The 14301-nt window shown below is 74.1% G+C and carries 10 protein-coding genes; 2 read left to right on the top strand and 8 right to left on the bottom strand.

All coding sequences use genetic code 11. The annotated features are described in order from the left end of the window. Positions 1 to 35: 35 nt before the first annotated feature. The 3 genes from AAHH18_RS08705 to AAHH18_RS08695 are packed head-to-tail and all read right to left on the bottom strand — an operon-like array spanning position 36 to position 5687. Entirely contained in the window at positions 36 to 3407 is a 3372-nt protein-coding gene (locus AAHH18_RS08705) for an ATP-binding protein (protein ID WP_343301338.1), read from the bottom strand. After that, positions 3404 to 4195: a DUF4194 domain-containing protein gene (locus AAHH18_RS08700; RefSeq protein WP_459349103.1), complete on the bottom strand. Its 792-nt coding sequence runs from the start codon at positions 4193 to 4195 to the stop codon at positions 3404 to 3406. The genes AAHH18_RS08705 and AAHH18_RS08700 overlap by 4 nt, the downstream gene beginning before the upstream one ends. After that, positions 4182 to 5687, bottom strand: a complete 1506-nt coding sequence (locus AAHH18_RS08695) for a DUF3375 domain-containing protein (protein ID WP_343301337.1) — start codon at positions 5685 to 5687, stop codon at positions 4182 to 4184. The genes AAHH18_RS08700 and AAHH18_RS08695 overlap by 14 nt, the downstream gene beginning before the upstream one ends. Before the next feature lie 236 nt (positions 5688 to 5923). On the opposite strand from AAHH18_RS08695, the gene nhaA reads away from it, so the two are divergent. Beyond that, on the top strand, positions 5924 to 7216 hold the full coding sequence (nhaA, locus tag AAHH18_RS08690; RefSeq protein WP_343301336.1) for a Na+/H+ antiporter NhaA: 1293 nt from the start codon (positions 5924 to 5926) through the stop codon (positions 7214 to 7216). 40 nt (positions 7217 to 7256) lie between these two features. On the opposite strand, the gene AAHH18_RS08685 is transcribed toward nhaA, so the two are convergent. From AAHH18_RS08685 to AAHH18_RS08665, 5 genes are read right to left on the bottom strand one after another with little or no spacing between them, the layout of a single operon-like run. Beyond that, the gene (locus tag AAHH18_RS08685; protein ID WP_283320527.1) at positions 7257 to 8153 is read right to left on the bottom strand and encodes an ABC transporter ATP-binding protein; all 897 of its coding nucleotides are present in this window, start codon (positions 8151 to 8153) and stop codon (positions 7257 to 7259) included. Then, on the bottom strand, positions 8150 to 9061 hold the full coding sequence (locus AAHH18_RS08680; RefSeq protein ID WP_343301335.1) for an ABC transporter ATP-binding protein: 912 nt from the start codon (positions 9059 to 9061) through the stop codon (positions 8150 to 8152). The genes AAHH18_RS08685 and AAHH18_RS08680 overlap by 4 nt, the downstream gene beginning before the upstream one ends. Continuing rightward, positions 9058 to 10050: an ABC transporter permease gene (locus AAHH18_RS08675; protein ID WP_283320529.1), complete on the bottom strand. Its 993-nt coding sequence runs from the start codon at positions 10048 to 10050 to the stop codon at positions 9058 to 9060. The genes AAHH18_RS08680 and AAHH18_RS08675 overlap by 4 nt, the downstream gene beginning before the upstream one ends. A 9-nt stretch (positions 10051 to 10059) precedes the next feature. Beyond that, positions 10060 to 11049 (bottom strand): ABC transporter permease, encoded by a 990-nt coding sequence (locus tag AAHH18_RS08670; RefSeq protein WP_343301334.1) that lies wholly within the window; start codon positions 11047 to 11049, stop codon positions 10060 to 10062. A 52-nt stretch (positions 11050 to 11101) separates the two neighbouring features. Continuing rightward, a complete protein-coding gene (locus AAHH18_RS08665; protein ID WP_283320531.1) occupies positions 11102 to 12805 on the bottom strand; it encodes an ABC transporter substrate-binding protein in 1704 nt (567 codons plus the stop codon). A 205-nt stretch (positions 12806 to 13010) separates the two neighbouring features. Here AAHH18_RS08665 and AAHH18_RS08660 point away from each other — a divergent pair, with 205 nt between their 5' ends. Further along, positions 13011 to 14183, top strand: coding sequence for an ROK family transcriptional regulator (locus tag AAHH18_RS08660; RefSeq protein WP_343301333.1), 1173 nt, complete (start codon positions 13011 to 13013; stop codon positions 14181 to 14183). The last annotated feature ends 118 nt before the right edge of the window (positions 14184 to 14301 follow it).

Genomic DNA, 14301 nt, shown 5'->3' with positions numbered 1-14301 from the left:
GCGGGCCCGTCCCCGGGCGCGCGCGCCCCGCGGCGTCAGGCGGGTGCCGGCGTGTCCGCGAGCCCTGCGATCGGCTTCGTGCGCGAGCGACCCGCGGCGTCCTTGAGGACCACGTACTTGAGGTCGACGTGCGGCTCCAGGGCGCTGAACTTGTCGTTCGGCGCGCCGATGACGAGCTGGAACCCCAGGCCCCGCCACGCGCCGACCGCCCGCCCGGTGAACCGCGCGTCGGCCTTGATGAGGGCCTCGTCCAGGAACACCGGGGCGTACCGCGGGCGCTCCGCCCCGGCGTCGCCGAGCTGGTACCGCAGCGCGGCGCCGACGATGAACGCCACGAGCTCCTGGGACTCACCGCCGGACTTCTCCCCGATGTGGTCGTAGAGCGCCACGTGGTTGCCGTCCAGGTCGGTCTTCTCGGCACTGAGCCGCACGTGCCGGCGCACGTCCACGAGGTCCGCGAAGTCCGGGGCGGTGCGCCGGATCCGGTCGACGACCTTCGCCATGCGCAGGTAGCGGCGCTCGCGCTCCGCGTCCGTCGCCTCGGTGGACAGCTCCTCGCGCAGGTCGCGCAGCTCCTTGCGGAACCGGGCGACGACGGTGGACTGGGTGTCGCGGGCGTCGATGCGCAGGCGGTGGTCGTCGTCGGCGAACGGCAGGTCCGCGAGGATGTCGTTGACCGGCCGGATGCGCTCCTTGATCTCCCGCACGGACCGGGCGAGCGCGTTGTGCAGGTCCGTCAGGTCGTTGCCGGACAGCCGCAGCAGGCTCCGCCGCCACTCCCCCTCGAGCTCGTGCAGCGCGCTGGTCTCGAGCTCGGTGAGGATCCGCTCGAAGTCCCGGTACGACTCCTCGGGGTCGGTGCCGAGGTTCGGGTCCGGCCACCGCTCGACGAAGGTCTCGAACGTGCGTCGCAGCGCGTCCCGGGACGCGCCGACCACGCCCTCGGCCGCCTGGCGGTCGGCCCGGAGCAGCTCGGCGGCGTGCGCCACCGTGCCGTCGAACGCGGCGAGCGCCTGGACGGGCGCGGCGTCGGCCGGGACGTCCGCCCCGGCACCGCCGAGCAGCTGCTCGAGGTACGCGCGCTGCTCCGGCGCGGCCGTCGTGCCGGCGTCCTGCGCGTCGTCGAGCGCCTGCTGGGCGCGGTCGACCTCGTCCGTGGTGTCCGACCAGGAGGCGGTGAGCCGCTCGGCGTCCCCCTTGGCGCGGCCCAGCTTCTCGGTGAGCGCGGCGACGGTGATGTCGAGCTCGTCCGCGCGCCGCTGCAGGCGCACCACCTCGGGGTTGCCGGACGTGACGTCCTCGATGACCTGCGTCCAGCGGGCCCGCTCGGCGTCCACGGCGGCGACGTCCACCTGCTCCCAGGTGACCGCGACGACGGCCTCGTAGGCGCGGCGGCGGGCGTCCTGCTCGTCCAGGCGGGCTGCCGCGGCCTCGACGTCGCGCTCGGCGAGCTCGACGCGCCGCTCGGCCAGCTCGATCTCCCGGTCGAGCTGCGCGAGCCGCCGGGTGTTGGTGAAGCCGAGGACGTTCGCACGTCCCTGGCCGCCGTGCGCACCCCGCAGCCCCTCGGAGACCTGGCCGGCGCGCGTCAGGGCCTTGGTGTGCTGCGCGAGCTCGCCGGGCGTGTCCACGCAGACGTACGCGTGCCGGTCCGCGAGCTCGTTGCGCAGCCAGCCGCTGAACGGCCCGGACCGCAGCTCGAGCCGCCCGGGCAGCGTCCGCGGGTCGAGCGCGACGTCGGAGCGCTGCCCGGTGGGGACGCCCTGGTACCGCAGGCGCCTCCCGAGCCGCACGGCGTCGATCGCCCGGCGGAACGCCCCCAGACGCGCCGCGTCGACCAGCAGCGTCGTCGCGAAGCCGCCGAGCGCGAGGTTGAACGCATCGCGCCACGGCTCGTGCTCGGTCCGCACCTCGAGCAGCTCGCCCACGAAGGGCAGCTCGTCGGCGGTCAGCCCCGCCGCCTCGGCGAGCGCCGCGCGCGCCCGCAGCAGGTCACCGGGGATGCTGCCCTGCTGCCGCTCCGCCTCCGCCCGGTCGGCGCGCAGGCCGGCGAGCTCGCCGCGAGCGTCCTTGCGCTCGGCCATGGCCGCGCCGAGGCGCTCGCGCGCGTCCTGCTTCGCGCCGTCGTCGGCCAGCGCGGTGCGGGCCTGCTCGGCCAGCGCCTCGAAGTCGGCCGCGGTCGGCACCCCGACGCCGAGCACGTCGGCCAGCACCTCGTCGAGCCGGGCGCGGGCCACGGAGACGCGGGCGTGCCGGTCGTCGGTGGCGCGCAGCTCGCGCTGGGCGCGGGACAGCCGGTCGCCGCCGGACACCCACAGGGTCTCCTTGACGCCCTCGAGCTCCGCCCGGGCGGCCGCGATGCGCGCCGCGAGCTCGTCGGCCTCCCGCCGGGCCCCGTCGTGCCGGTGCTGCAGGTCGGCCTCGACGGCACGCAGCAGGCCGAGGCGGCGGTCGTGCCGCCACAGCGCGGCCGGGGAGGCGTCGTCGTCGAACGAGCCGACCGACGCGATGACGCGCAGCCGCTCGGCGGCCTCCTCGGCGGCGGCGCGGTGCGCGCGGATCGGCTCCAGCGCCTTGACCTGCTGCCGCGCGGTGATCATCTGCTCGCGGGTGCCGGACAGCTTGTCGAACTGCTCGACGACGGCGTCCGCGGTCGCGAACGTGCTCGGCTCCTCCAGCACCATCGCCTTGTAGAGCGCGTCGACGGTCGTGATCTGCTGGCCGGCCTGGATGCGGCCGAGCAGCCCGACGGCCTTGCCGCCGTCGCCGGTCGCACCGATCCCGAGGGTCGAGTGCAGCCGGGCCGTGAACTCGCGGTCGGTGTCGAACGCGCCCAGGCCCGCCGCCGCGACGGCCGCCCGTCCGAACCGGTCGGCCGCCGCTGGCTCGAGGTCGCGCAGGTCGAAGCCGCCCTCGCGGGTCGCCCGCACCGCGGTGACGTCCTCCAGGGTCCGCGCCGCCGCGGGGACGTACCAGGCGCGCACGGCCGTGAACTCGCGGCCCGACTGGTCCGCCCACGTCATCGCGATCGCCGACCAGGTGTCCTGGCCGTCGCCGCGCAGCACCCGCTGGCGGGTGCCGTCCTCGGTGCGGGACTCGTCGAGCTTGCCGCGGGCGTAGGACAGGATGTTGCGCTGGTCCTTGCCGCGGGGCCGGCCCACGACGCCGCCGTTCGACGCGCCGTTGAACGGCGTGGTGTGGGGCATGAGGAGCGCGATGTACGCGTCCATCAGCGTCGACTTGCCCGAGCCCGACCCGCCGGACAGCAGCGTCGCCGTCGGCGCGAGGCGCACCCGGTGGTGGCCGTCGTACCCGCCCCAGTTCACGAGCTGCAGGTCCCGGGCGAGCCACTGCTGGCCCGTCGAGGCGGCCGGGATGAGGCCGAACAGCGTGTCGACCATGGTCATCGGGCGGGCTCCTCGTCCTGCGGCGCGGCGTCGTCCTGCGGTGCGGCGTGGTCGTCCGGGGCGTCCTCGTCCGCCGGCTCCGGCGTCCCGTCCTGCGGCACGGTCGCGGCGGGGCTGCGCAGCCACGCGCGCAGCTCCGTGAGCCGCTCGTTGCTCAGGACGATCTCGACCAGGGCGGTCACCCGGTAGCGCCCCTCGGACTCCTCCTCGATGACGCCCTCCTTGGCGAGCCGGGCGACCGCGCCCCGGATCTCGCGCTGGCGGGAGGCCACGTTCGTGTCGTCGGGGTCGTAGTAGGTCAGGGCCGTCTGCTCGAGCTCCTCCACGTCCACGCGCGCCGAGCTCTCGCCCGCCCCGCGCTCGCGCTGGAAGACCGTGCGCAGGTGCACCAGCACCAGCGTCTCGGCGCGGCTGTACGGCTCGTCGCGCAGCAGGACGGGCACGTCGAGCTCCGCCGAGCGGACCTGCCGCTTGTAGGCGATGCCGCGGTCGTGGTCGACCACCAGGTGCACGAACAGGTCGTGCAGCCGCGACTCGATCACCTGCTGGTGCGCGAGCAGCGTGCGCCACTGCGCGGGGTTCCGCTCCGCCAGCAGGAACCGGCGCTGGAGCAGCCGCACGAGGACGCGGCGGACGTCGGCGTCGAGCGTGCCCGAGTCGCCGGCGAACAGCTCCGCGGGGTCGTCCTCCATCGCGACCGGCGGGATGAAGCCGCCGGACGCGTCGCGCTCCCCGTCGAGGTCCGTGACGCCGACCTCGATCGGCGCGCTCGTGTCAGTGCCGGTCATCGCTGCCGTCCTCCATCCGTGTGGTGACACCCTCGAACGCGAACCGCCGGCGGCTGCCGTCCGGGCGCACCGCCTCGACGTACGCGACGGCGCCGGTGTCCGTCATGCCGTGGGCGTCGGCGATCTCGAGCAGGCCCAGCAGGTCCACGGGACGGCGCAGGTCCGCGGGCGCGGCCCCGAACGCGGCGGCCAGGTCCAGCTCCATCCCGCCGTCCGCCCCGCCGCCGGCCCGTGCGGCCCACGCCGCCAGGTGGGCGCGCAGCTCCGCGTAGTGCGGACCGCCCCACGCGCGGGCCAGCGTCGCGGACGCGTCGTCGTCCTCGTCGTCCTCCCAGGCGTGCAGCGGCGCGGGCGGCTCGGGCGGGCGCAGGTCCCCGGCGGACTGGCGCAGGTGCTCGACCTCCGCGACGGGCAGGCGCCGCAGCGGCTCGACGGCCTGCCCGCGGCGGGAGCCCGGCAGCCAGTGCTGCAACCCGGTCATCACGTCGCGGAGCAGCTCGTCGACCTGCCGGTCCCGCAGCGGGTCGTGGTGGCGCACCTGCGCGGTGATGACGGCCGACGCCTCGCGCTGGGCGGCGAACACCTGCTCCAGCCCGCGCTCGATGCGCCGCCCGAGGTCGCGCAGCTCGGCGCGCTGCGGCGCGGGGAGCATCCGCGTGAACGGGTGGCGCAGCACCACGTCGAGCTGCGCGGACAGCGTGTCGAGCCGCTGCGGGTCCCCGATGAGGCGCAGCGCCCCGGAGAACGCCCGGCCCTCGACGGTGGACTCCATGACGTGCTCGCCGCGCTCCAGGTACTCGCGCAGCACCGCGCCCGTGGGCCGCTCGTCCTGGCGCAGGGCGGTGACGACGTCGCGCTGCATCGCCTTGATCGACTCCGCGACGCGGGCGAAGTCGGCCGGGAGCTCCCGCACGAGGTGCAGGACGTTCTCCGCCTCCTCGAGCAGCTGCTCGTCGTCCGCCCGCTCGACCTCGCCGGTGCGCTCGATGCGCTCGGCCTCGGCGCGCAGCCGGGCGATCTCCGCCTCGAGCCGCGACAGCCGCACCAGGACGTCGGGGTCGGCCTCCTGCGCGAGGTGCTCGACGGCGTCCAGCAGCGTCCGCACGCGCGACTGCGAGACCCGGGCCCGTCCGCCACCGGCCCGGCCCGCGACCTCGAGCGCGCCGACGGCGTGCGCGGACAGCCGGTACGTCTCCACGTCGTCGTCCAGCACCTGCCGCACGAGCCAGCCGGCGTCGGCCCACTGCCGGCACAGGTCGCGCGCCGTGCCGACGGGCAGGTCGTCCCCGTACCCGGCCGCGCGGAGCTGGTCGAGCGCGTCGGCGACCTCGGTGTGGGCGTCCGCGACGGGCACCTGCGGGCGCTCCGGGGTGAAGACGAGCGACAGCAGCGACACCACGAGCGGGGCGTGGCGCTTGTGCAGCAGGTCGAGCATCGGGTTCTGGAAGGCCCGGACGGCGCCCTGGTACGCCCCTTCGGCTCGCGTGATCATCGCCGGACAGCGTAGGTGAGGCGGAGCGCACGTCGTGACACCCGGCCGCCGTCCGGCCGCCGTCCCGGTCCCGTGGGGCCGTGTCCGGCGCCTGCGGGCTCCGTTCGGCTCGCGGACTCCCGGTGCGCCCCGGCGGCCCGCCCTCTAGCCTGGACTCTCGGTGTGCCGGGAAGTCTGGTCGGCTCCCCGCGCGGCGACCCTCCACGCGGGGACGCGACGCGCCCCAGGAGCACCCCATGCCGCACCCGACGCACCTGCCCGCCCCCACCGGCCTGCGCCGCTGGGCGTCCGCCGAGACGACCGGCGGTGCGCTGCTGATCGCCGCCGCCGTGCTCGCCCTGGTCTGGGCGAACTCGCCGTGGCGCGACGCCTACCACGAGGTGTCGTCGCTGGTGGTCGGCATCGAGGCGTGGCACCTCGACCTCGACCTCGCCCACTGGGCGTCGGACGGCCTGCTCGCGGTGTTCTTCTTCGTGGTCGGCCTGGAGCTCAAGCACGAGATCGTCGCCGGGAGCCTGCGGGACCCGCGGCGGGCCGCCGTCCCGGTCGTCGCGGCGGTCGGCGGCATGCTGGTGCCGGCGGCGGTGTACCTCGCGGTGGTCGGCGTCGCCGGTGACGCCCCGTCCCGCGCGGGCTGGGCGGTGCCGACCGCGACCGACATCGCCTTCGCGCTCGCCGTCCTGGCGATCTTCGGCCGCGGCCTGCCGGTGGCGATCCGGACGTTCCTGCTGACGCTCGCGGTGGTGGACGACCTGCTCGCGATCGTCGTGATCGCGGTGTTCTACTCCGACGGCGTGGCGGCGGGCCCGCTCGCGGCCTCCGTCGGCGCGGTGGTGCTGTTCGCGCTCGTCGCCCGGTCCCCGTACGTGCACCCGTGGCTGCTGTGGGCCCTCGGCCTGGTGGCGTGGGCCTGCATGCACGCCTCCGGGGTGCACGCGACGATCGCCGGCGTGCTGCTGGGCCTGACCGTCCCCGCACGGCCGGTGAACGCCGAGCACGTCACCCGGGTGCACCGCTACGAGCACGCGATGCGGCCGTGGTCGGCCGTCGTGGCGCTCCCGCTGTTCGCGTTCTTCGCCGCCGGCGTGACCCTGGTCGGCGGCTCGGGCCTCGCGGGTGTCCTGGGCGACCCGGTGGTGCCGGCGGTCGTGCTGGGCCTGGTGCTGGGCAAGGTGGTCGGCATCGTCGGGGCTGTCGCCGTGGTCACCCGGGTGTCGCCGCTGCGGCTCCCGGACGGCGTGGGGCTGCGCGACCTGCTGCCCGTCGGGCTGCTCGCCGGGATCGGGTTCACCGTCTCGCTGCTGATCGCCGAGCTCGCGTTCGCCGGGGACGACGGCCGGGCCGGGGCCGCGAAGATCGCCGTGCTCGCGGGCACGGCGCTGTCGGCCACGGGCGCCGCGGTGCTGCTGCGCCGGGACGCGCGGCGGGCGCGGGCCCGCGACGAGAACTCCGACGGCGTGGTCGACGCGGTGCAGCCCGCGGTGGGCGGCGGGACGACCGGCCCGGGCGTGACCGGCCCGGGCGTGTGACCGGCCCGGACGCCGCCGGCGCGGCGCCCGGGCCCGCGCGTCACGCGGCCTCGCGCGCCCCCGGGTGCACCGTCCACTCGCCGGTGGTGTGGTCGTAGCAGCGCGAGTTGTCGATCCGGGTGCGGTCGAACCCGAGCTCGGACGCCACGACCTTGCCGACGCGCTCCGGGTCGGGCGCCGCCTGGGCGAGCAGCCGGGTGTAGTCGTGGTGCGGGTCGAGGATCACGGCGTCCGACGGCCCGCGCTCCACGACCCGGCCCCGGTACAGCACGAGGATCTCGTCGGAGAAGTGCCGCGCGGTCGCCAGGTCGTGCGTGATGTACAGGACCGCGAGGTTGTCCTCCCGCTGCAGCCGGGCCAGCAGGTTGAGCACGCCGAGCCGGATCGACACGTCGAGCATCGACACGGGCTCGTCGGCGATCAGCACCTGCGCCCCGGGTGCCAGCGCCCGGGCGATCGCCACGCGCTGCCGCTGCCCGCCGGACAGCTCGTGCGGCCGACGCTGCGCGAACGCGTGCGCGGGCGTGAGGTTCACGCGCTCGAGCATCTGCGCCACGCGCTCCCGGGTCTGCTCGGCGCCGCGCGTCCGGTGGTGCAGCAGCAGCGGGCGGGCGACGTGGTGCTCGATGGTGTGGAACGGGTTGAGCGACGCGAACGGGTCCTGGAACACCATCTGCACGTGCCGCCGGTACACCGAGCCCACGACCGGCGTCCGGTCGTCGAGCGTCACCCGGATCTCCCCCGACGTCGGCTTCTCGAGGCGCGTGAGCAGCTTCGCGATCGTGGACTTGCCGGACCCCGACTCCCCCACCAGCGCGACGGTGCGCCGCGGCACGAGGTCGAAGCTCACCCCGTCGACGGCCCGCAGCGTCGAGCGCCGCAGCCCCTCGCGGATCGTGTAGTCCTTGGTCAGGTCGACCACCTCGACGCTGGTCATGCGCTGGCTCCGTCCTGCTCGTCGTCGAGCACGCCTGTGCGGATGAAGTCGCCGCGCTCGCCCGACAGGCTCGGGAACGAGCCGAGGAGCCGGCGGGTGTACGGGTGCTGCGCCTGGGTGTAGAGCCGGTCGGCGCTGTCGAGCTCGACGATCTCCCCGCCCAGCATCACGGCGATGCGGTCGCTGATCTCCAGGAGCAGCGGCAGGTCGTGCGTGATGAACACGACCGCGAAGTCGAGCTCGTCGCGCAGGCGCACGATCTCCCGCAGGATGTCGCGCTGGACCACGACGTCGAGGGCCGTGGTCGGCTCGTCCATGATCATGATCTGCGGCTCGAGCAGCATCGCCATGGCGATCATGACGCGCTGCCGCATCCCGCCGGACAGCTCGTGCGGGTAGGACGACAGGCGGCGCGGGTCGACGCCGACGCGCTCGAGCACCTCCACCGACCGCGCCTCGACCTCCTTGCGGCCGATCCCCGGGCGGTGCGCCCGCATGGTGTCGGCGAGCTGCGCCCGGACGGACGTCACCGGGTTCAGCGCGTTCATCGCCCCCTGGAAGACCATCGACAGCGTCTCCCAGCGGAACCGCCGCAGCGCCTCGTCGGACAGGCCCAGGATGTCGACGTCGGTGCCGTCCCGGTCGTGGAACGTCACCTCGCCCGCCGCGATCCGCGCCGGCGGCTGGTGCAGCCGGTTGATCGCGTACGCCAGGGTCGTCTTGCCGCAGCCGGACTCCCCGGCGAGCCCGAGGATCTCCCCCGCGTGCAGCTCCAGGTCGGCGTGCTTCACGGCGTGCACGGGCGGCGTGACCTCGTAGACCACGTCGAGGTCGCGCACCGTGAGCACGGTGCGGCGGCCCGTGGCCCCGTCGGCGTGGCGGCCGGTGACCGGCGTCGGCAGGCTCATGCCCGGCCCTCCTTCTCCATGCGGGCGATGCGGCGCATCTGCTTGCGGTGCAGCCGGACGGTCTTGAGCTTGGGGTTGATGACCTCGTCGATCGAGAAGTTGATGAGCGACAGGCCCATGCCGAACAGCGCGATCATGAGGCCGGGCGGCACGAACCACCACCACGCGCCGAGCGACAGCGCGAAGCCGTTCTGGGCGTAGAACAGCATCGTCCCGAGGGTCTGCGACCCGGACGACCCGAGCCCGATGAACGACAGGCCGGCCTCCGCGAGGATGCCCGCGATCACCGCGAACACGAACTGCGACGCGATGACCGGCAGCAGGTTCGGCAGGATCTCCACGGTGATGACGCGCCAGGAGCGCTCGCCGGACACCCGGGAGGCGGCGACGTAGTCGCGGCTGCGCACCGACAGCGTCTGCGCGCGCAGCACCCGGGCCGAGCCGGCCCAGCTGGTGAGCGCCAGGACGATGCCGATCGTCCACCACCCGCGGGCCTCGCGCGGGACGAACGCCGCGATGACGATCACGAGCGGCAGGCCGGGGATCACGAGGAACACGTTCGACAGCAGGGAGAACGCCTCGTCGGCGATGCCGCCGAGGTAGGCGCCGTAGATGCCGACCAGGGTGGACAGCAGCGTCGCCAGCACGCCCACGAGCAGGCCGATCTGCAGCGAGCCCCGGGTGGACCACGCGAGCTGGGACAGCACGTCCTGGCCGGTCTGCGTGGTGCCCAGCGGGTGCTCGCCGGACGGGCCGGTCAGGCCGATGTCGCGGATGGTGCTCGGGTCGCCGACGAGCGACGGCCCGACGATGCCGAAGACGGCGATGCCGACGACGAGCACCAGGCCGACGGCCAGCCACGGCGTCATGGTGGGGAGCATGAGCCGCCAGGACGACGTGCGGCGGTGGCCCTCCTCGGCCTCCACCTGCGCACGCTGCTCGGTGGCGTCGGCGATGTCCGGCTCGGTGGCCGGGGTCAGGTTCGTCACGCGCGTCTCCTAGCCCTTGGCCCGCGTGCGGGGGTCGATGAGTCCGTACAGCAGGTCCACCAGCAGGTTCGCGCCGAGCACGGCCAGCGTGATGAACAGGAACACGCCCTGCATCAGCGCGTAGTCGTTGTTGGTGACGGCGTTCAGCAGCCGGGACCCGATGCCGGGGTACGAGAAGATCTGCTCGGTGATCACCGACCCCGACACCACGAAGCCCAGCGAGATCGCGAAGCCGGCGATGGACGGCAGCACGGCGTTGCGCGCGGCGTAGTGCCGCTGGATGCGGCCGTCGGTCAGGCCCTTGGCCCGCGCGGTGAGGATGTAGTCCTCCGACAGCGTCGAGACCATCATGTTGCGCATCCCGAGCAGCCAGCCGCCGAGCGACGCGATGACGATCGTCAGCGCCGGCAGCGTGCCGTGGTAGATCGCCGATCCGATGAACTCGGCGTTCCACCCGGGGTCGAGCACCACGTCGTAGCCGCCCTGGCCGGGGAGCAGGCCCCACGTCCGTGACAGCAGGTAGACGAGGATCAGCGCGAGCCAGAAGTACGGCACGGCGGCCAGCAGGGTGGTGCCCGGCACGAGCGAGTCGAGCCACGTGCCCGGCCGCCAGCCGGCGAACATCCCGAGCAGCACGCCGATCACCGCGGCGATCACGGTCGCGATCCCGACCAGCGTGATCGTCCAGGGCATGGACGTCGAGATCACGTCGGTCACGGACGCCGGGTAGTACGACACGGAGACGCCGAGGTCGCCGTGCAGCAGGTTGCGCAGGTACAGCCCGTACTGCTGGATCAGGGGGATGGAGTCGTCGCCCCCGAGCAGGAGCGCGTACGCCTCGCGGGTCTCCGGGGTCACCGTGCCGCCACGCTGCTGGAGCTTGGCCAGCAGGATGTCGACCGGGTTGCCCGGGAGCAGCCGCGGGATGAGGAAGTTCAGGGTCAGGGCGGCCCACAGGGCCACGGCGTAGAAGCCCAGCTTGCGCAGGACGTACCTCACGACACTGCCTCCCTCGGGGTGGTCCGGCTCGGGGACGACGACGTCATCGCTGCTACTCCCCGGTCGGCGTGAGGGCCTTGAAGATCTGCGCGGCGTCGAGGGCCGACCAGACCGCCGGGAAGGCGTACATGTCGTCCTCGGTGGGCCAGCCGCTGAACTTCTGGACGTTCCACTCGCTGGTCGTGCCGCCCGTCATGATCGGGATGTACGGCATGTCCTCCACGATCGCGTCCTGGATGGTCGCGAACTCGTCCGTGCGGGCGGGGTCGTCGAAGTCGAGCGTCTGGAGCTTCTCGATCGCGGCGTCCACCGCCGGGTCGCTGAACCGCGCGTAGGCGTTGCCGGCGGACTCCCCGACGGGCGTCGGGTTCGTGAAGAAGTACTGGTAGACGTAGTACGGGTCGGGCGCGGGTCCCTGCCAGAGCGAGTCGATCGCGAGCTGGAAGTTGCCCTTGAGCCGCTTGTCCGTCCACTCGTTCCAGGACGACTGCGTGGAGACGACCTCGATGCCGGCCTCCTTCGCCTGGGCGGCGATCGCGTCGACCGCGGTGATGTAGTCCGTCCAGCCGGTGACGACCTCGATGTTCAGGCTGACGCGCTGGCCGTCCTTGGCGTAGACGCCGTCGTCGCCCCGGGCGTAGCCGGCGTCCTCGAGCACGGCGGCGGCCGCGTCGGGGTCGGCGCTGCCGGACGAGACGGGCTCGGCGACGGAGTCGGCGATCCACTGCTCCTGGCTCGGCACCAGCGCGAAGGTCGGCGAGATCTCGGCCGCCGTGCCCTGGAACGCGAGGTTGTTGAGCTGGTCCCGGTTCATCGCCAGGTACAGCGCGTGGCGCACGGCCGGGTCGGTCTGCGGCCCGGTGCAGCCGAGGTCGGCGTTGGAGCAGGTCGCGAGCACCATCTGGTTCTGGTGCGCGGTCAGGGCGTCGTAGCCCGGGTAGTTGTCGGCGACGTTCTGGATGTCGGGCACCGGGCCGGTCTGCCAGTCGATGTCGCCCGCGGCGAGGGCGTCGGCCCCGGCCTGGTTGCCGGACAGCGAGAGCCAGCGGATCTGCTTCAGCTTCGGCGCGCCGCCCCAGTAGTCCTCGTTCGCGACGAGGGTGATGGCCTGCGGCTTGAAGTCGCTCAGCAGGTACGCGCCCGTGCCGACCGGGTTCTCGATGACGTCCTCGGTCGGGTTGACGTCGGCCCACAGGTGCTCCGGGACGATGTACTGACCGAGGATGTCGGGCGCCTTGACGAACGCGGGCTCGTCGAACGTGAAGGTCACGTGCTCGTCGTCGACGGCCGTGGCGGTCCCGTCGAACCCCATGTTGTTGATCGCAGGGGTCTCCACGAGCATGTCGAACGTGAAGACGACGTCGTCGGCGGTGAACGGCTCGCCGTCCGACCAGGTCACGCCGTCGCGCAGCGTCACCGACAGCTCGGTGCCGTCGTCGTTCCAGGCGTAGTCGGTGCCCAGCAGCGGCACCGGGTCCTCCACGCGCGCCTTGTTGATGAAGTACAGCGGCTCGAAGATGGTCCCGCGCCCGGCGATGTTGGACGGCGAGTACGGGTTGAAGTTGATCTGGTAGTCGCCGGCCTGGCCCGTGTAGGCCACCAGGGTCTCGGAGGCCCCGACCCCTGCGGTGGAACCCTGGCCGTCGTCGGCGTCGTCACCTCCCCCGCTGCAGGCGGTGACGAGGAGGGCCAGCGCAGCCGCTCCGGCGAGGCCGGCGCCGAGCCGGCGCCGGGGTCGTGCGGTGGTGCGGATCATCGGGTGTTCCTTCCGTCGACGGTGACGGTCGCGGACCGCGACTGGGGCATTCTTACCCTGCCTTAATTACGCGAGTCAACCAACTCGTGCCACGATGCGTGTCATCAGCGGGGACGCGGTCCCCCTGCGGGACGATGTCCGCACGTCCCCTCCGGGCCCGCACCCCGCCGGGACCAGGGACGTCGGTGACGAGAGGACGCGCACCATGGCGCAGGCGACGACCGAGGCGGTGCCACCCCGCGCGACCGGCGGGTGGCCGGCGCTCAACCAGGCCGAGCGCGCCGCGCTCCGCGAGGTGCTGATCCGCGGCCCGCAGTCGCGCACCGAGATCGCCCAGCGCCTCGGGCTGTCCCGCGCGAGCCTCACCCGCGTCACCCGCACCCTGGTCACGCACGGGCTGGTGGGCGAGGTGGGCGTGGAGCTGCGCGGCCGCACCGGGCGCCCCAGCGAGCTGCTCCAGGCCCGCACCGACACCTACCGGCTGCTCGGCGTGAAGCTCACCGGCGACGTGCTCTACGCCGCCGTCACCGACCTCACCGCCCGGGTGGTCGCCACGTCCGAGGAGCCCATCACCTCGCGCGCGTTCGAGGACGTCGTCGACCAGCTCGCGGCCCTCGTCGCCCGGGAGCGGGCGACGCACCCGGGCCTGCGGGCGGTCGGCGTGTGCCTCGCCGGCGACCTGCTCGGGGCGGGGCGCGACCAGGTCGTCGTGTCCTCGCCGTACCTCGGGTGGAGCGACGTGCGCATGAGCGCCGCCCTCTCCGACCGCACGGGACTGCCCGTGACCACCGAGAACGACGTGCGCGCCCTCACGGCGGCCGAGCACTGGTTCGGCGCCGGCGCCGGGTGCCGGTCCCTGGCGCTGCTCACTGTCGGCACGGGCCTCGGGTTCGGCTTCGTGGTCGACGACCGCATGATCCAGGGCGCCACGGGCCGGGCGGGCCGCCTGGACCACCTGCGCATCGACCCCTCGGGGCCCATCTGCGGGCTCGGTCACCGCGGCTGCGCGAGCGTCTACCTGGTGAGCAGCGCGATCGCCGCGGCGCTCGGCGCCCCCGGCACGACGTACGAGGAGGCCGTCGCCCTCGCGGAGCGCGGGAACCCCGCCGCGGTGCTGGCGTTCCGGGAGGCCGGGCGGGCGCTGGGCGTCCTGATCGCCACGGTCGCGAACACCCTCGACCCGGAGAAGATCGTGCTGACCGGCGACGGCCTCGCCGTGATGCGCCTGGCGCCGGACGCGGTCTGGGCGGCCGTCGCCCACCACCGGGACCCGCAGGACGCGGTGACCCCGCTCGACGTGCAGCCGTTCGACTTCACGGAGTGGGCGCGCGCCGGGGCCGTGACGGCCATCCGGGCGTACCTCGAGTCCGCGTCCTGACCCCCGCGGGGCCTCCGCACCGCTCTCCGCCCGCCGCCGGTGGCGTGCGCGCGCGGCCGGCTTAGTTTCGTTGCTTGACAAACCAAGTCCCCGCCTTGGAGTCTGGCCGTCCACCGAC

Origin of the sequence: Cellulomonas olei, assembly GCF_039548315.1 — a bacterium.
GTDB lineage: Bacteria > Actinomycetota > Actinomycetes > Actinomycetales > Cellulomonadaceae > Cellulomonas.
This window is presented reverse-complemented; position numbering and strand designations above follow the sequence as displayed.